Origin of the sequence: Pelagerythrobacter marensis, assembly GCF_001028625.1 — a bacterium.
GTDB lineage: Bacteria > Pseudomonadota > Alphaproteobacteria > Sphingomonadales > Sphingomonadaceae > Pelagerythrobacter > Pelagerythrobacter marensis.
The window spans coordinates 1728441-1746428 of the sequence record NZ_CP011805.1 but is presented as its reverse complement, the minus strand read 5'-3'; the positions used below and the strand labels follow the sequence as shown (position 1 = coordinate 1746428).

The 17988-nt window shown below is 65.0% G+C and carries 15 protein-coding genes and 1 pseudogene; 12 read left to right on the top strand and 4 right to left on the bottom strand.

Features of this window, described 5'->3' with window-relative positions; translation table 11 throughout:
* Positions 1 to 963 precede the first annotated feature (963 nt).
* Positions 964 to 1227: pseudogene (locus tag AM2010_RS14520) on the bottom strand (BapA/Bap/LapF family prefix-like domain-containing protein); the annotation flags it as partial.
* A 339-nt stretch (positions 1228 to 1566) separates the two neighbouring features.
* Here AM2010_RS14520 and AM2010_RS08425 point away from each other — a divergent pair.
* From AM2010_RS08425 to AM2010_RS08415, 3 genes are read left to right on the top strand one after another with little or no spacing between them, the layout of a single operon-like run.
* Positions 1567 to 2268, top strand: coding sequence for an ImuA family protein (locus tag AM2010_RS08425; RefSeq protein ID WP_053044015.1), 702 nt, complete (start codon positions 1567 to 1569; stop codon positions 2266 to 2268).
* Positions 2174 to 3694 carry a DNA polymerase Y family protein gene (locus AM2010_RS08420; protein ID WP_236699531.1) on the top strand — a complete coding sequence of 507 codons (1521 nt, stop codon included), beginning with the start codon at positions 2174 to 2176 and terminating at the stop codon, positions 3692 to 3694. The genes AM2010_RS08425 and AM2010_RS08420 overlap by 95 nt, the downstream gene beginning before the upstream one ends.
* Entirely contained in the window at positions 3691 to 6921 is a 3231-nt protein-coding gene (locus tag AM2010_RS08415) for an error-prone DNA polymerase (protein WP_047806696.1), read from the top strand. The genes AM2010_RS08420 and AM2010_RS08415 overlap by 4 nt, the downstream gene beginning before the upstream one ends.
* Positions 6922 to 6958: 37 nt before the next feature.
* On the opposite strand, the gene AM2010_RS08410 is transcribed toward AM2010_RS08415, so the two are convergent.
* The gene (locus AM2010_RS08410) at positions 6959 to 8686 is read right to left on the bottom strand and encodes a thiamine pyrophosphate-binding protein (protein ID WP_047806695.1); all 1728 of its coding nucleotides are present in this window, start codon (positions 8684 to 8686) and stop codon (positions 6959 to 6961) included.
* Positions 8687 to 9019: 333 nt separating this feature from the next.
* Between AM2010_RS08410 and AM2010_RS08405 the strand changes: the two genes are divergently transcribed.
* The 9 genes from AM2010_RS08405 to AM2010_RS08365 all read left to right on the top strand — a co-directional run bounded on the left by AM2010_RS08405 (position 9020) and on the right by AM2010_RS08365 (position 16529).
* Positions 9020 to 10468: a flavin-containing monooxygenase gene (locus AM2010_RS08405; RefSeq protein WP_236699530.1), complete on the top strand. Its 1449-nt coding sequence runs from the start codon at positions 9020 to 9022 to the stop codon at positions 10466 to 10468.
* Between the two features lie 70 nt (positions 10469 to 10538).
* On the top strand, positions 10539 to 10937 hold the full coding sequence (locus AM2010_RS08400) for a nuclear transport factor 2 family protein (RefSeq protein ID WP_047806693.1): 399 nt from the start codon (positions 10539 to 10541) through the stop codon (positions 10935 to 10937).
* 39 nt (positions 10938 to 10976) lie between these two features.
* Positions 10977 to 11216 (top strand): biotin/lipoyl-containing protein, encoded by a 240-nt coding sequence (locus tag AM2010_RS08395; protein ID WP_047806692.1) that lies wholly within the window; start codon positions 10977 to 10979, stop codon positions 11214 to 11216.
* A 1-nt stretch (position 11217) separates the two neighbouring features.
* Complete coding sequence (locus tag AM2010_RS08390; RefSeq protein ID WP_047806691.1) at positions 11218 to 12201, top strand: thiamine pyrophosphate-dependent dehydrogenase E1 component subunit alpha; 984 nt, start codon at positions 11218 to 11220, stop codon at positions 12199 to 12201.
* Entirely contained in the window at positions 12198 to 13175 is a 978-nt protein-coding gene (locus tag AM2010_RS08385) for an alpha-ketoacid dehydrogenase subunit beta (protein ID WP_236699529.1), read from the top strand. Before AM2010_RS08390 ends, AM2010_RS08385 begins: the two co-directional genes overlap by 4 nt.
* A 28-nt stretch (positions 13176 to 13203) precedes the next feature.
* Positions 13204 to 13620, top strand: coding sequence for a GlcG/HbpS family heme-binding protein (locus AM2010_RS08380; RefSeq protein ID WP_047807823.1), 417 nt, complete (start codon positions 13204 to 13206; stop codon positions 13618 to 13620).
* A gap of 32 nt (positions 13621 to 13652) precedes the next feature.
* Positions 13653 to 14465 (top strand): acyl-CoA dehydrogenase family protein, encoded by an 813-nt coding sequence (locus AM2010_RS13780; protein ID WP_053044014.1) that lies wholly within the window; start codon positions 13653 to 13655, stop codon positions 14463 to 14465.
* Positions 14462 to 15616, top strand: a complete 1155-nt coding sequence (locus AM2010_RS08370; protein WP_047806690.1) for an acyl-CoA dehydrogenase family protein — start codon at positions 14462 to 14464, stop codon at positions 15614 to 15616. Before AM2010_RS13780 ends, AM2010_RS08370 begins: the two co-directional genes overlap by 4 nt.
* Before the next feature lies 1 nt (position 15617).
* On the top strand, positions 15618 to 16529 hold the full coding sequence (locus AM2010_RS08365) for a hydroxymethylglutaryl-CoA lyase (protein WP_047806689.1): 912 nt from the start codon (positions 15618 to 15620) through the stop codon (positions 16527 to 16529).
* A 35-nt stretch (positions 16530 to 16564) separates the two neighbouring features.
* Here the strand turns inward: AM2010_RS08365 and AM2010_RS08360 are convergent, their stop codons facing one another.
* Positions 16565 to 17734 carry a CaiB/BaiF CoA transferase family protein gene (locus AM2010_RS08360; protein WP_047806688.1) on the bottom strand — a complete coding sequence of 390 codons (1170 nt, stop codon included), beginning with the start codon at positions 17732 to 17734 and terminating at the stop codon, positions 16565 to 16567.
* Positions 17731 to 17931 carry a hypothetical protein gene (locus tag AM2010_RS08355; RefSeq protein ID WP_047806687.1) on the bottom strand — a complete coding sequence of 67 codons (201 nt, stop codon included), beginning with the start codon at positions 17929 to 17931 and terminating at the stop codon, positions 17731 to 17733. The genes AM2010_RS08360 and AM2010_RS08355 overlap by 4 nt, the downstream gene beginning before the upstream one ends.
* Positions 17932 to 17988 lie beyond the last annotated feature (57 nt).

Below are 17988 nucleotides of genomic sequence, written 5' to 3'. Positions count from 1 at the left end.
GTCGGCATCAGCGTCCGCATCAGCGTCGGCATCGGCATCCGCATCTGCATCGGCATCAGCGTCTGCGTCCGCATCGGCATCAGCGTCTGCATCCGCGTCGGCGTCAGCATCTGCGTCTGCGTCAGCGTCTGCGTCTGCGTCAGCATCTGCGTCAGCGTCAGCGTCAGCGTCAGCGTCAGCGTCTGCATCCGCGTCGGCGTCAGCATCGGCATCCGCATCTGCATCGGCATCGGCATCGGCATCGGCATCAGCATCAGCATCAGCGTCTGCATCAGCATCAGCATCTGCGTCGGCATCCGCGTCGGCATCAGCGTCGGCGTCTGCATCTGCGTCAGCGTCTGCGTCCGCATCAGCGTCGGCATCTGCGTCAGCGTCAGCGTCTGCATCCGCATCGGCGTCAGCGTCTGCATCCGCGTCGGCGTCAGCATCTGCGTCAGCGTCTGCGTCGGCGTCGGCGTCAGCATCTGCGTCTGCGTCGGCGTCAGCATCTGCGTCAGCGTCAGCGTCAGCGTCAGCGTCTGCATCCGCGTCGGCGTCAGCATCGGCATCGGCATCGGCATCGGCATCGGCATCGGCATCAGCATCCGCATCCGCATCCGCATCCGCATCTGCATCTGCATCTGCATCCGCATCTGCGTCGACGTCAGCATCGGCGTCGGCGTCTGCGTCTGCGTCTGCATCTGCGTCTGCGTCTGCATCGGCATCAGCATCAGCATCAGCATCCGCATCCGCATCGGCATCAGCATCAGCATCTGCGTCTGCATCTGCGTCAGCATCAGAGTCTGCGTCCGCATCAGTGTCATCGCCGCCGCCGCCGCCAGCTGCTGCTGCGAGGCCCGCGGCGCCGAGGAGGCCGGTTATGGGAAGGACTGCGCCGATGCCTCCGCCGCTTTCTGCCGCCGCGGAGGAGATCTGCGATAGCAGATCGTCGATATGCTCAAGAAACGTGAACTGGAGCGGCTGGCCCGGCTGGACCGCCCACAGCGATCCATCGGCTTCTTCAAGAACAAGCTCGCTCGCGCCTTCGGTAGCTGCGTAGAAATTGACGATCCGGATCGTTTCGCCGTTCGTGAGATGCAAGACGAGGTCGCCGCCGTCCCGGACCATTTCGGTCACATCTTCCCGCTGGAAAGAGAGTTTTACGACAGTCGGCCCGTCAAGAGTAATGCTGCCTTCCTCGACAGTGCGAACTTCACCAGTTGCTTTGTCGTAAAGTTCTGCAGGCACGCACTAACTCCCATAGCCAGGGGAACGTCTGGCATTAAAAACACAGCGCTATAAATTTCTGTTAGCTGTAATGACTAACAGAAATTAGCAATTGGGTTCTGGTTCCTTGTGTTTTGAAGCTATGGGTCGCTCTATATTCTGGCAACTGCAATCGGGGGTATGCCTCCGCTTTCGGAGTAATTATATTTAATTCATTCGGCACTAATCCAATTCAGATGGATTGGATGGTTCGGTGCCATCTTGCATATCGCAAGATATGGAACATAATGGGAACATATGCCCGATTCGCCGAACCTGTGCAGAGCTTCGACGCTCATGCCTGCGCCCTCGCCAGAAAGGGTGGGCGGGGCGCTGGGCTTGGGCGTGCCCGATGTCGATCGGTGGCTGCAGGGTGGCTTGCGGCGCGATGGCGTGCATGAATTCTACGCCCCACCCGATGGCGAAGGGGCAGGCGCGTCCGCATTCGCGCTGCTGGTCGGGCGCCTGATCTGCGGTGCAGACCTGCCGCTGATCTGGCTGCGCAAGGATCGCGGCAGTCGCAGGGAACGGCCTTATGCGCCAGGACTTGCCGAACTGGGGATCGACCCCGATGCCGTATTTCTGGTGGGACTGCGGGACTTGTCCGATCTGCTGGTCGCAACGGCGGAAAGCGTGCGGCATGGTGGGGCGGGGGCGGTGATACTGGAAATTCAGGGGCGGGCCCGGCTGCTCGATCTCACCGCATCGCGCCGGCTGGCCCTGGCCGCAGAACGCAGCGGCACCGCGGTTCTGCTGGTTCGCCGCAGTGCCCGGCCCGTGGCCAGTGCCGCCCACACCCGCTGGCAGGTATCGGCTGCGCCTTCACCCGCCTTGCCCGCCAATGCCCCCGGGCCCCCGGTCTTCGACCTGCAACTGTTGCGCCAGCGCGGAGGGCCGGAAGGGCTCCACGTGCAACTGGAATGGAATCGTGAACAAGCTGTCTTCCGAACGCCGATATATGGCGATCCATCTGCCGTTCCTGCCGGCGGAATGGCGGATCGCGGACGGCGTCGCGCCGCCTGAGAGCCCTTTCGCCCTTATCGAAAAGCAGCGCGGGGCGCTTCGTATCATGGCGCTTTCGCCGGCAGCAACGGCGTTGGGCCTGCGGCCAGGGCTGGCCCTGGCCGATGCGCGCGCGCTGGTTCCCGAACTGCCTGCCTACCCGCACGATCCGGAGGCCGATCGCGCCGTGCTGATGCGCGCAGTGATCGCTTGCGAGCGTTATACCCCGATGGTCGCTCCCGATGGCGCGGATGCGCTGGTGCTGGATCTGACCGGCTGCTTTCAGATTGCCGGGTGGACGCAGGAAACGATAGCGGATGATGCCCGGTCCCGGCTCGCGCGGCTGGGCCTTCGGGGCAGGGCAGCTCATGCCACGACGCCCGATGCGGCGCTGGCGCTGGCGCGTTTCGGCACGCGCAATGTCGAGGATCTTCCCGTGGCTGCACTCGATCTGGGCGACGAAGCCCATCTGGCGCTCTGCCGTGCGGGGCTGCGAACGATCGGGGCACTCAAATCCCGCCCTCGCGCGCCGCTGGCTGCGCGGTTCGGCCGCGATTTGTCTGCACGGCTGGCTGGCTTGCTGGGGGAAGAGGACCGGCGGATCACGCCGCATCGGCCGGCAGGGACGATCCGGGCGGAATATCGTTTTGCCGAACCGCTGATGACGGTTTCGCCGCTGCTCGACGTGATTGAGCGTCTCGCCCAACGCCTAGAAGGCACGCTTGCCGAACGCGGGGCAGGGGGGCGCCGGTTCGATGTCGCGCTGTTCCGCACCGATGGCCATGTCGCGCGGCTTACGGTGACATGCGGCCGCCCCTTGCGCGATCCCCAGGCAATCCGGGGGCTGTTTGCCGAACGGCTGGAATCGCTGGCCGACCCGCTCGATCCCGGTTTCGGCTACGACATGGCGCGTATGGTCGTTCCTCTGGTCGAGCGGCTGGAAAGCCAGCAGCCCGATCTGGCGGAAGAGGGGAATGCGCGGGGGCAGCCGGATCTGGCCCCGCTGATCGATCGGCTGGCGGTCCGCTTCGGGCCTCGCAGCATCAGCCGTTTCCAGCCGCGCGACGAGCATCTGCCGGAATATGCCGACCGGGCCGTGCCGCCGGAAAGTGCCTCGGCCGCCTGGCCCCGGCCCGAACCGGGCGAGCCGCCATTGCGCCCACTGTTCCTCTACGACCCGCCGCGGCGGGTCAGCGTGGTGGCGGAAGTGCCCGATGGCCCGCCGCGGCGTTTCGTCTGGCGCGGCAAGCCCTATCGCGTGGTGCGGCACGAAGGACCCGAACGGATCGCCTACCCGTGGTGGAAGCACCCGGAAGGGCGCGGGCCGACCCGCGATTATTACCGGGTGGAGGACGAGACGGGGCAGCGGTTCTGGCTTTTCCGCCACGGACTTTACGGCCGCGAGAACGAACATCCGCAGTGGTATCTGCACGGCCTCTTCGCATGACCGGTTCCCGGCCTTTCTATATTGAGCTGGCGGCGGCGACGAATTTTTCCTTCCTGCGCGGGGCCAGCCCGCCTTTGGACATGGTCGCGCGTGCGCTGGAACTGGGCCATGCGGGTATCGGCATTGCCGATCGCAATAGCGTGGCCGGGGTGGTGCGCGCCCATGTCGCCTTGCGCGATGCATTCGTCAGGGCGGAGGAGAAAGGGGTGGGGCTTCCCCCGTTCCGCCTGCTGGTAGGGAGCTGCCTGGCCTTTGCCGATGGAACGCCGGACATCCTGGCCTATCCGGTTTCGCGCCGCGGCTGGGGGCGGCTGACGCGCCTGCTCACCACCGGCAATCTGCGAGCCGAGAAAGGCGCCTGCCTGCTGCGCGAAAGCGACCTGTTCGCTTTTCTCGAAGACCTGCAGCTCATCGTCCTGCCCCCGGCCGGCGATGCCTTGCTGGGGCAACTGGCGGCTGCGGCGCCGCAGCGGGTGTGGCTGGGCGCGGCCATGCTGCGCCGGGGGCGCGATGCGCGCCGCCTGGCCGGCCTGCGCGAACAGTCCGCCCGCACCGGCGTGCCCCTGATCGCGCTCAACGATGCGCTCTATGCCGATCCGGACGTGCGGCCGCTGCACGACGTGATGACCGCGATCCGCGAGAAGACGACCGTGCAAGCGGCCGGGCGCCGGCTTGCCGTCAACGCGGAACGGCATCTCAAATCGCCGGAGGAAATGGCGCGCCTCTTTGCCGCTGTGCCCGAGGCGGTCGCAGCGACGCAGGATTTTGCCGCCGGGGTGGATTTCACGCTCGACCAGTTGCGATATGAATATCCGCACGAGCCGGTGCCGCCCGGTTACACCCCGCAGGAATGGCTCGAGGAACTCGTCTGGACCGAGGCGCGCGCCCGCTGGTCCGAAGGGGTGCCGGCAAAGCTGGCGGCCCTGCTGCACGAGGAACTGGGCATTATCGCGGATGCGCAATACGCCCCCTATTTCCTGACCGTGCACGACATCGTTCGTTTCGCGCAAGGGGAGGGGATCCTGTGCCAGGGGCGCGGGTCGGCGGCCAATTCGGCGGTCTGTTTCGTGCTCGGCATAACCGCGGTCGATCCGGCGGAGCACAACCTGCTCTTTTCCCGCTTCATTTCGCCCGAACGCAAGGAGCCGCCCGATATCGACGTCGATTTCGAGCACGAACGGCGCGAAGAGGTGATGCAGTATATCTACAAGCGTTACGGGCGCCACCGGGCGGGGATCGCGGCCACGGTGATCCATTACCGTCCGCGCAGCGCGGCGCGGGAAGTGGGCAAGGCCCTGGGCCTGAGCGAGGACGTTACCGCGCGCCTCGCGAGCACGGTCTGGGGCAGCTATGCCTCCACCTACGACCGGCAGCGCTGTGCCGAGGCGGGGCTGGACCCGGACAACCCGGCGATCGCGCGGGTAAATGCTTTCGTGGAGCGGATACTGCATTTCCCGCGGCACCTGTCGCAACATGTCGGCGGCTTCGTGCTGACGCAGGACCGGCTGGACGAGACGGTGCCGATCCACAACGCGGCGATGGAAGACCGCACGTTCATCGAATGGGACAAGGACGATATCGACGCGCTCGGCCTGATGAAGGTCGATGTTCTGGCGCTGGGCATGTTGACCTGCATTCGCAAGGCCTTCGCCCTGATCGAAACCCACCTGGGCCGGCAATACCGGCTCGATAGCGTGCCCGGCGATGCGCCCGATGTCTTCGCCATGCTCCAGCGCGGGGACAGCATCGGCGTGTTCCAGGTGGAAAGCCGGGCGCAGATGAACATGTTGCCCCGCCTGCGGCCCAAGGAGTTCTACGATCTGGTGATCCAGGTGGCGATCGTGCGCCCCGGCCCGATCCAGGGGGACATGGTCCACCCCTACCTGCGCCGCCGGCAGGGGATCGAGAAAGTCGAATATCCCTCTCCCGCTCCGCCGCACGATCCGGATGAACTGCGCGGGCTGCTGGGGCGGACCAATGGCGTGCCGCTGTTCCAGGAACAGGCGATGAAGCTGGCCATCGTCGCCGCCGGGTTCACCCCGTCCGAAGCGAACAAGCTGCGCCGGGCGATGGCCACGTTCCGCAATCTGGGAACGATGGAAAATTTCGAAAGCAAGCTGGTCGAAGGCATGGTTGCCCGCGGTTACCAGCGCGATTTCGCCCACCGCTGTTTCCGCCAGATCGAAGGGTTCGGCAGCTATGGCTTTCCCGAAAGCCATGCCCTGGCCTTTGCGCGCCTCGTCTGGGTCTCTTCCTACATCAAGTGCCGCTATCCTGCGGTTTTCGCGGCCGCGCTGCTCAATTCGCAGCCGATGGGATTCTATGCCCCGGCCCAGATTGTGCGCGATGCGCGCGAACACGATGTCGATGTGCGCGCGATCGACATCAACCACAGCCATTGGGACTCGACGCTGGAGCGTACCGAAGGGGGCGCATTCGCCCTCAGGCTGGGAATGCGCCAGATCGAAGGGTTTCGCGAAGAATGGGCCGACGAAATCGCCGCCGCCGCACCATGCGAGAGTATCGAGCAGCTTGCTCGCAAGGCGCATCTTCCCCAGCGCGCCTTGCGCCTGCTGGCCGACGCCGATGCGCTGCGCTCGATTGGGCTGGACCGGCGGGAGGGGTTATGGGAAGCGCGGCGAACGCCCCCCGACGAACTGCCCCTGTTCGCGGCCGCACGCGCCCGTGAATTGGGGGAAGAACCGCCTGCCGCCTTACCCGCCATGCCTCTGTCGGAACAGGTGGCGGCCGATTATCAGACCACCCGTCTTTCGCTGAAAGCCCATCCGATGGCCTTCCTGCGCCCGATGTTCGATCGGGAAGGCGTGTTGCCCTGCACTGCGCTGACCGATTGTCTCAACGGCGCCCGCGCGCAAGTGGGCGGGGTCGTGCTGGTGCGCCAGCGCCCCGGCAAGGGCAATGCCATCTTCGTCACGCTCGAAGACGAAGGGGGCATTGCCAATATCGTCATCTGGGCACGCCTGTTCGAACGCTTTCGCCGCGAGGTAATGGCCGCCCGCCTGATGCTGGTGGAAGGCGAAGTGCAGAAAAGCCGCGAAGGGGTGATCCACCTGATGGCCAGCCGCATCCACGACCGCACGGCGGAGCTTGCCCGCCTGTCGGAAGTGCACGAGACGAATCCGCTGCTCTCGCGCGCGGATGAATTTGTCCATCCGCAGCATCCCCGCAACGTGCGCATCCTGCCCCGGTCGCGCGATTTTCACTGATCGCGGGTGCGTGCATCCGGTGGGGAGGAAGCGGCGCCTACCGCTTGATATTGGCGTAGTAGGGGATCGGGACGTCGTTCTCGTCCGCGCCGTCGCCCACCATCATCCGGGTCCGCGGGTGCATCACGGCCGCATCGACGATCACGTTGAGACACCACGGCTTGCCGGAAGCGAACGCCTCGCGCACCGCATCGCCCAGGTCGTCATAGCGGTCGACCAGACGGCTCTCGATCCCGAAACCGGCGGCAACCAGATCGTATCGCGTTTCTTCCAGCGCCACGATTGCTTCGCGTTCTCTGCCGTACAACAGATTCTGCGCATTGCGGGACATGCCCCATTCGGCATTGTTGAGCACCACGGTAACGATCGGAAGTCGGTGCCGGACCATCGTGTCGAATTCCTGCAGATTGAAGCCGACGCCGCCGTCACCGGCGAAACTGACGACCGGGCGGCCTGGATCAGCGCGCGCGGCACCGATCGCGAAGCCCTGCGAAATGCCCAGACATCCCAGATAACCGCAGCGAAGATGCTGGCCGGCACCGGGCGAACGGATCAGATCGCCGACCCAGTTTCCCGCCTCGCCGCCATCGGCAATCACCGCCGTGCCTTCGGGCAGTGCGTCCATGATCGCGGCGACGGCGTGACCGGGATGTATCCTGCCCGGGGCGCTTTCTTTCGGCGCGTCGGCAAAGGCGTTTCGTGCAGCGGGGCGGAAACTTCGCAGCTTCTCTGCCCAGGCGGAGCGGTCGGGCCAGTCGCACTCGGCTGCACCTGCAGCCAGCGCATCGATCGCCTGCCCGACGTCGGCGATAACCGGCAAGTCGGCCATGCGCACGCGGCCGACTTCTTCGCCGTTGATTTCCACCTGGGCGACATAGGCTTCCTGCGGGATGATCGCGCCCATCGCGCCGCCAAGGAACATTCCCATGCGCGCGCCCAGCAGCAGGACCATGTCGGTTGGTTCGCCCGCTGCGGCCGCCATTGCAAGTCCGGCGGCTGCACCACCGTAAAGGGGGTGATCGTCGGGCAGAACGCCCAGCGCCTTTTGACTGGCGATTACCGGAATGCCGGAAGCTTCGGCCAGGCGGCGCAGGCGCTCGCCCGAGGCTGTAAGCGTCACACCGCCCCCGGCAATCATAACCGGGCGTTTGGCCGACTGCAGCTGCTCGAGAATTTCCGCGACGGCGGACGGTTCCGGGGCAGGCTGGCGGGGGCCGCGCCAGGCGGATGTTTCGGGGGGCTGTTCATCGGTGGGCCAGAACATGACGTCGATCGGTATTTCGAGGAAGACCGGACCCGGCGGGCCGGAAAGCGCGATCTCACAGGCCCGGCGGACGAATTCGACGATCCGGTCAGGCTCTGTGATCCGCTGCGCCCACTTGGTCACCGGACGCGCCATCGCCACCGCGTCGAAGCCGCCTTGCAAGGTGTTCGTTTCCGCTTCCCGCAAGGGCGCGGCGCCGGCGATGAACAGCGTCGGGATGCGGTCGAGATGGGCATTGGCCATCGCAGTCAGGGCATTGGTAAAGCCAGGGCCGGCCGTGATGGCGCATACGCCCAGTCGCCCGTTGGTGGATCGGGCATAGCCATCGGCGGCATGGCCGGCGGACGCTTCATGCCGCGTATCGGTCAGCCGGATGCCGAATTCCTCGCAAGCCATGTACAGCGGATCGAGATGGCTGCCGTGGAGCGCGAATATCTCGTCCACGCCGATACCCGCCAGCGTCGCGGCGACCAGTTCGCCTGCGGCTCGCTTCTTCGTCATCGAATTCTCCCAAGGTCCCGTGTTTCGTGCGACGCTAGGCCAGCCTGCCGGCGCTGACAAGACATTGTATGCAAATTCGTCCAATCACCGCTTTTGCGGGACATTCGGGCGGTTGCTGAATGGTCCGCGAGTGGGCCGTCTGCATTAGATTGCCGGTCGAGTGAGCAATTTCAGCACGATTTGATACAAAAGACTGGCCGGACTGGGTTGATCGCTCCATAATTGGATGCAATATGCACGTGCGCTGACCTTCTGACGAGGCGGCGAAGGGAGAGGCTTCGAATCGACGAGATGAACAGCGCGCCGCACGATAAAACACGCATCCAACCGGAGGTGGGCGACAGACCGATCCGCGCCGCGGTGATCGGTGCGGGCATGGGCGGCATCCTCGCCGCCATCAAGCTGCGCGAACGGGGCATGCAGGTGGTCGTGTTCGAGAAGGGGCACGGCTTCGGCGGGACCTGGCGCGAAAACACTTATCCCGGCCTCGCCTGCGATGTCTCGGCGCACTGGTACACATACAGTTTCGCCCGCAACCCGGATTGGAAATCGCTGATGGCCGAAGGGCCGGATATCCGCGACTATTTCGACCGGGTCGCGCGCGAATATGGCATCGACGCGATCACGCGCTTCGGCGAAGAAGTCATCAGCCTGCGCTATGCCGACAGTGTCTGGAACCTCCAGACGGCGGCGGACCACGGCGACACTTTCGACGTGGTCGTCGCGGCAACCGGCGTGCTGCACCACCCCAATATTCCGCATTTCGAGGGTATCGAATCGTTCGAAGGGGACGTGTTCCATTCGGCGCGATGGGATCACGATGTGCCGCTGGATGACCGCCGCATCGGCGTTGTCGGGACGGGATCGACCGCTGCGCAACTGGCCAGCGCACTTGTTCCGCGCGCGCGCCGGTTCGATCTGTTTCAGCGGACCGCCCAATGGGTTCTGCCGCGCCAGAACGTGCCCTATTCGGATGAAGAGCGGGCGCGCTTTCGCGAAAACCCGGAAGAGCTGGAGGAGCTTGTCCGCGAGCTGCGGGCCAAGACGCTTGAAGGGTATGCTGCGGCGGTGATCGACGTGGATTCGCCGGAACTTGCCGCGATCGAGCGGCTATGCCGTGAAAATCTCGATACCGTTCGCGATCCCGAGCTTCGCAGGCGCCTGACGCCGGATTATCGCGCGGCGTGCAAACGGCTTGTCATTTCGGGCACGTTCTACGACGCGATCCAGCGCCCCAACGCCAATCTGGTGACCGCGCCGATCCAGGGGATCGAGCCGGAAGGGGTGAGGACCGCCGACGGCGCTTTCCACGATCTCGATATCCTGGTGCTGGCGACCGGTTTTCTGGTCGACCGGTTCATCCGGCCCACCACGGTCGTGGGGCGCGGGGGGATTTCGCTGGACGACGTTTGGGCGGAGGGGCCGCAAGCCTATCTGTCGGTAAGTGTCCCCGATTTTCCCAACCTGTTTCTTCTCAACGGTCCGAACAGTCCGATCGGCAACTTCTCGCTGGTCGAGGTGGCGCAACACCAGATCGAATACATCCTGCAGCTGATCGACGGCATTCGTCACGGAGAATACGCCGAAGTCAGCGTCACGCCCGCGGCGATGCGCCGGTTCGAGGACGATCGGTGCGAAGCGGCGCGCAAGACGGTCTGGGTCACGGGGTGCGACAGCTGGTATCTCGACAAGCGGGGCGTGCCTGCATCGTGGACATTTTCCTACGACCGTTTCGAAGAAGAAATGGCGCGGCCCCGGATGGAGGATTTCGACACGCGATAAAGGTTGCGGCGGGCATCGTCGCGCCGCCCGGCCACACGGCAACGAACGCAATGGAGAGAGAGGAACGGATATGGTCGACCGCGACACCATAATGAAGGCGCTGACTGCGCTGAACGAAACCGAAAACGCGCGTCACCGCACGGGGGTGGAGGCTGTCAGCGCCGGTATCGACAAGATCATGGCCCCCGATGTGGAAGGGTGGCGCAACGGCGTTCACGTGCCCGACCGCGCAAGCGAGCGCGAGGTGGAGAAAAAGGCGTTCGGCGCGCTGGTCGATTATAATCGCGAGGTAGAGCGCACGATCATCGAACCGCCTTTTGCCGCGACCGGCTGGACCATCCGCGGCACGTTCGATGGCCAGGCCGTCAGTGCGCCCGGATCTTCGCAATTCGAGTTCAACGATGAAGGGCGCGTGCAGCGTTACTGGATGAACTTCAATCCGGAAGACTTCTTCTACCGCAAGGGCTGAGCGCTGGCGCACCGGCGTATTTCTACGGAGAGCATACGAATGGCTGTTGGTGTCAAACTGCCCGAAATCAGCATGGGCGTGACCGAAGCGACGATCGTCGGGTGGCTCAAGGCTGTCGGCGATCGGGTCGAAGCGGGCGAAGCGCTGGTGGAAGTCGAAACCGCGAAGTCGACGGTGGAGGTCGAGTCGCCTGCTTCGGGCACCCTGATCGAAATCCTCGTCGCTCCTGATGATGAAGTCGAGGTCGGCGCCCACATCGCGAAGATAAGGCCGGATTGAGATGGCGCTGGATCGCGAACAGCAACTGGAAGCGTTCCGGCGGATGCTGCGCATTCGCCTGTTCGAGGAGGCGCTGATCGCGCACAACCCGGTGGGACACCTCAGCATCGGACATGAAGGCGCTATCGTCGGGGCCTGCATGGCGCTGCGCGATGACGACTATGTCACGGGGACCCACCGCTCGCACGGCCACCCCATCGGCAAGGGTGCGGAAATCGGCCCGCTGATGGCGGAGATTTTCGGCAAGCGGACCGGCATTTGCAAGGGGCTGGGCGGCTCCATGCATCTGACCGACACCAAGATGGGGCTGATTTGCGAATCGGCCATCGTCGGTGGCGGCTTTCCGCTGGCCACCGGGGCCGGGCTCAGCGCGCAAGTGCGGGGGACGGACCAGGCCAGCCTGTGCTTCTTCGGCGATGGCGCGACCAATCAGGGCACATTTGGCGAAAGCATCAATATGGCCGCAGTATGGAAACTGCCGGTGGTCTATTTCTGCGAGAACAACGGTTATGCAGTGACTACGCCGGTTTCCATGTCGCATGGTCAGCCCGACATCGCGCGGCGGGCCGATGGTTTCGGAATTCCCGGCATCACGGTCGATGGCCAGGATGTCGAGGCGGTCCATGCTGTCACGGCCGATGCGGTCATGCGCGCAAGGCGCGGCGAAGGGCCTACGCTGATCGAAGCGCGGACTTACCGTTTCGATGAACATTCGAACCGGCTGGCCATCCCGATCGAATATCGCAGCCAGGAGGAAATCGATCACTATCGCAACGAACGCGATCCCGTCGCGCTCTATCGCGCCATCCTGATCCAGCGCGACCTGCTGGCCGATATCGAGGCGATCGAAGCGGAGGTTCGCGAAACGATCGATGCAGCGGTTACATTCGCGAAGGAAAGCCCCGAACCCGAAACGAGCGACCTGTGGGACAACATGTACGCCAACCCCATCGGGCTGGATCGCGCGATGGAGGGGCAGTCGTGACGCTCGCCAATTCGACCACCCGCCTTTCCTACCTCCAGGCCATTGTCGAGGCGCAGCGCGAAGAGATGCGGCGGGACGAGAATGTCATCCTGATGGGAGAGGATATCGCCGTGTACGGCGCGCAATCGCTGTTCGACGAATTCGATGCCAGCCGCCTGCGCAACACGCCGATTTCGGAAAACAGTTTCGTCGGCGTCGGGGTCGGGGCCGCGCTGACCGGCCTGCGTCCGATCGTGGACCTGACTATCGCCAGCTTCTGCTATCTGGCGTCCGACCAGCTGATCAACCAGGCGGCGAAGTTGCGTTTCATGACCGGGGGGCAGCTGTCCGTGCCGCTGGTGGTGCGGACCAGCACGTTCTACAACAACCGCACCGCCGCCCAGCATGCAGACCGCCCTTATCCGCTGTTCATGAACACGCCGGGCCTGAAGGTGCTGGCTCCGGCTACGGCGAGCGATGCCAAGGGGCTGCTCAAGGCCGCGGTGCGTGACGATGATCCGGTGGTGATTTTCGAAGACATCAATCTGTGGAACAAGAAGGAAGACGTTCCTGTAGATGCGGATGTCCTGGTGCCCATCGGCAAGGCGGCTGTGCGGCGCGAAGGGAACGATGTGACCATCGTTTCGATCGCCGGGTGCCTGCCGCACGCGATGAAGGCGGCGGACGATCTTGCAGGGCGCGGCATATCGGCCGAAGTCATCGACATCAGGACCATTGCCCCTCTCGACAGTACGACGATCCTGTCGTCGGTGGCGAAGACCGGCCGCCTGGTCATCGCCGACAATTCGCACAGGGTGGGCAGCGTCGCTTCGGAAATCGCGGCGGTCGTCTGCGAAGAAGCGTTTGACGCGCTGAAGCGCCCGGTTCGGCGGGTCACCGCGCCGCAGGTCCATGTCCCCTACAACGGGGCGCTGGAAAAGGGATTGTTCGTCACGCGCGACAAAATCGTGGCAGCGGTCGAAAAACTCAATTGAAATGCGTGAACACGGGAGCAGCGAAGACATGGCAAACAGCGTAACCAAACGATCGATCACTCAGGAAACCGCAGACCGGCTGATCGAAGCCGCGAGCGCGAAAGCGGCTGAGATGGGCGTGCCGATGGTTATTTCGGTCGTCGATGAATCGGGCATTCTCAAGGCCTTCCGCCGAATGGACGGTGCGGCGCTGCTGTCCGTCGATCTGGCGACCAACAAGGCTTACACCGCGGTCAGTTTCGGCATGCCCAGCCACGGATGGCACGAATTCATCAAGAACGACCCGCCCCTGCTGCACGGCATCGTGCACACGCCGCGTCTGGTGGTATTCGGTGGCGGCTACCCGATTACCGAGGACGATCACGTCATCGGCGGCATCGGGGTCAGCGGCGGCCACTACGAACAGGATATGCAGGTCGCCGAGGCAGGCCTCGCGGCGCTCTGAGCCGGGGGGAGAGCCGGAAACAGGAATGCGACATGGATGAAACGTCGGCCATCGTGTTCGAGACCGCGGAGCGGCTGCTTGCCGATCTGGCGGAGCGTGCCGGCCCGTGGGAGAGCATGCCCGAAAACGCCTACGCCGCGGGCTGGGCAACGATCGAGGAATCGGGTCTGACTCTCGCACTGGTCGCAGGCGAGCAGGGTGGGTTGGGCCTTCCGCTGACCGACGGGATGGAACTGGTGCGGATCGCCGGGCGGCATCACGGGCCCTGGCCGCTGGTGGATACGATGCTGGCGCGCCGCTTTGCAGCCGAAGATGGCGCGCGCGCGGGCACAGGACCAGTCGCGGTCGACGGCCTGGGTGAGCTTGCAGCGCATCAGCGCGATCTCGCGGCACTGGCCCGCGCCTGCCAGATGGCGGGCGCGCTGGAGGCGGTGCTGGAAATGAGCATTCGGCATGTCGAGGAACGAAGCCAGTTCGGGCGACCGCTTGCGCGTTTCCAGGCGATCCAGCATTCGCTCGCCACACTGGCGGGTGAGGTGGCAGCGGGGCGCGCTGCGGCCGATTTCGCCTGCCAGCGGGTCGAGGGGGACAACGCCGATCTTCCGCTCGCGATCGGCATAGCGCGGGCGCGGGTGGGGGAGGCCGCTTCGCGCGCCACCGCCATCGCCCATCAGTTGCATGGCGCGATCGGGTATACCCGCGAACATCGCCTGCACCGCTACACCACCGCGCTGTGGCGCTGGCGCGACGAGTTCGGCACCCAGGCCTGGTGGACCCGCCGCGTGGGCCGCGCGGTCATCGGGGAGGGGGCCGATGGCTTCTGGCCGATGGTGACCGCGGCATGAGCGTTCTGGCATTTCCCGCTCCGCCTGTTCGCCCGGACGACGAAAGCTTGCGGCGCGATGTGCGCACGTTCCTCGGCACGGCGCTGGCGCAGCGGACGCCGCTGGAAAGGGCGGAAAGCTGGAACGGGTTCGACCGGGATTTTTCGCGCGCGCTAGGGCAGCGCGGCTGGCTGGGCATGACCTGGCCGCGTGAATTTGGCGGCCATGACCGCACGGCATACGAACGCTATGTCGTGATGGAAGAAACGCTTGCCGCCGGCGCCCCGGTGGCCGCGCACTGGATCGCCGACCGACAGAGCGGCCCGACCATCCTGCGCTATGGCACCGAAGCGCAAAAGCGCGCGATCCTTCCGCGCATTGCAGCGGGCGAATGCACGTTCTGCATCGGGATGAGCGAGCCCGATGCCGGGTCCGATCTGGCAGCGACCCGAACACGGGCCGAGAAACAGGGCGATGGCACCTGGCGGGTCAGCGGTACCAAGCTGTGGACCACATATGCGCACGAGGCCGACTATATGATCCTGTTCTGCCGAACGTCCGGGACGCCGGCCGATCGGCAGAAGGGGACCAGCCAGATGCTCGTCGATATGCGCGATACGCCGGGCGTGACGGTCAGGCCGGTCCATGACCTGATGGGCCAGCACCATTTCAACGAAGTCCATTTCGAAGATGCCGTGCTTCCCGCCGATGCCCTGCTGGGAACCGAAGGGCAGGGCTGGGCGCAAGTCATGGGCGAACTTGCGTTCGAGCGTTCGGGACCGGAACGCTTCCTGTCCTCGATCCAGTTGCTGATCGAATTGATCGGGGCCTTGCAGGGCAGCGAAGGCGCGGCCGCACAGCAGGCGGTGGGGCGTCTGTTCGCCCATCTGGTGACGCTGCGGCATATGTCGCGCGGCGTCGCGACCCTGCTGGAACGCGGGGAGGACGCTTCGGTCCATGCCGCCATCGTCAAGGATCTGGGCGCCACGTTCGAACAGGACCTGCCCGACATCGCGCGATCGCTGGTGGATCAGGAGCCGGATCTGGAGAGCACGAGCCGGTTCGCAGCAGTGCTCGCCTACACTGCAATGGCCGCTCCGGCATTTTCCCTGCGCGGCGGCACGCGCGAGATTCTGCGCGGGATCATCGCCCGCCAGCTTGGGCTGCGCTAGGATGGGCGGGACGGCAATCGAACTGGTCGAAGTGTCCCCCCGTGACGGGTTGCAGAACGAACCGCGCATCCTGCCGGTCGAGATCAGGGCCGAACTGATCGAACGGGCCATCGCAGCGGGCGCATCGCGGCTGGAAGTGGCAAGCTTCGTGCGGCCCGATGCCGTGCCCCAGATGGCCGGGGCCGAAGAGGTCGTGGACCGCCTGCCGCCCGGCGCCGCCCGCTATATCGGCCTCGTGCTCAACAAGCGCGGCGCCCTGCGAGCGCTGGAAACGCAGGTGGACGAGATCGGCTTCGTCTGCGTGGCGAGCGACAGCTTCGGCATGCGCAATCAGCGCCAGTCGAGCGCACAATCACTGGAAATCGCGTGCGATGTGCTGGAGCTTGCCGGCAGCGAAGGGCGCGCCGCGCAGGCGATGATCGCGGTCGCCTGGGGCTGCCCCTTCGAAGGGCGCGTTTCCCGCGAGCATGTCGTTGCAATGGCGCGCCGACTGGCGGCGGCTGGTAGCCATGAAATCGGCCTGGCCGACACCATCGGAATTGCGCGTCCTGAGGAAGTGGAGCACCTCACGCGCATGGTGGTGGAGGCCGTCGGCCCGGTGCCGGTGCGCGTGCATCTGCATGATACGCGGGGGATGGGTGTCGCCAATGCCCTGGCCGCCATTCGCGGCGGAGCGCGCGTTATAGATGCCTCCATCGGCGGAACCGGCGGTTGCCCCTTCGCACCCGGTGCGGCGGGCAATCTGGCGACCGAAGATTTTGTCTATGCCACGGGCGGCGGCCCCGACGGCGGCGAGGGTGGCGCGCTGTTGCTGGATCTCGACAGGCTTGTCGATACCGCACACTGGCTCAATCGGCAGCTGGGCCGCGAAAGAACCAGCGCCCTTGCGCGCACGCATCGCGTGGGCGACTGACCTTCACCGATGCCGCGGCACGGCTGCGACGGTGATCAGTCGCCCAGCCAGCGCCGGCAGATTTCGGCGGTGTCCTGCCCCACATCGCGCGGCGCGTTCCGGCGGATTTTCGAGGGGGTGCGCGACAGTTTCGGAAATGCGCCCTGCATCGGCACGGGCCCCAGTTCCGCATCGTCGACCATCACGATCGCTTCGCGCGCGGCGAAGTGCGGATCGCTCAACATGTCTTCGGCATCGAGAATGCGGCCGGCGGGTACGCCATGTTCGTTCATCAGTGTTTCGAGTTCCGCAACCGTGAAGCGCCGGGTCCAGGCGTTGATCAGCGCGTCCAGCTCGGCCTGATGCTTCCCCCGGGCGGTGTGGGTGCGATAGCGCTCGTCCGTGGCCAGATCGGCCTGTCCCATCGCTTCGCACAGACGGGCGAAGACACTGTCCTGGTTGGCTCCGATCAGAAATTCGCCGTCGCTGCAGGAATAGACATTCGAAGGGGCAATTCCCGGCAGGGTCGATCCCGTCCGCTCGCGCTTGTGGCCGGCGATCGCCCATTCAGGGATCAGCCCTTCCATGACCTGAAGCACCGATTCATACAGCGCGACATCGACGATCTGCCCCTTGCCGCTGGTGGCGCGTTCGTGAAGCGCGGCCAGTGCACCCATGCATCCGTAAGTCGCCGCCAGCGTGTCGCCGATGGAAACGCCCATGCGCGCGGGCGGCCTATCCGGCTCTCCGACGATCTTGCGCCATCCGCCCATTGCCTCCGCAATGCCGCCGAAGCCGGCTCGCGCAGCGTAGGGGCCCCACTGACCGTACCCGGATACGCGAACCACGATCAGACGCGGGTTCATTTCCATCAGATCGCGAGGGTCGAGCGACCATTTCTCCAGCGTTCCGGGGCGGAAGTTCTCGATCAGGATATCCGCTTCCGCGATCAACCGGCGGACCAGATCCTGCCCTTCGGCCGTCTTGAGATCGGCTGCCACCGAATACTTGTTGCGTGCGATGACCCGCCACCAGGTCGGCTTGTCGCCCTGGCCCCAGGCGCGCATCGGATCGCCGCTTTCGGGCGGTTCGACTTTCGCGACCTCCGCGCCCATGTCGCCCAGCAATTGCCCGCAGAACGGGCCCGCGATCAACTGGCCCAGTTCGACCACCCGAACGCCCTGCAGCGAGCCGGTCGCGTCCGCATTTTCGGTCGAACCGCTCACTGCGCCTGATCCTGTGCTGACAGAACCGCGAATCGGGTCAGATCGGATGCATTTTTGCTTCTGTTTTGCATCCACACACTTTCAGCCCCGGCATCGCGACGATGGCCGGCGCGAGCGATCCCGAAACCATCTGCGAGGCAGGGAACAGGGCGAGAAAGCGTGATTTTCGTGGTGAAACTCAAAATATCCCCCGCCATGTACAACCCGCTTTCGATCTGTGCCGATCAACCGTTCCGACCGCATCGACACAACAA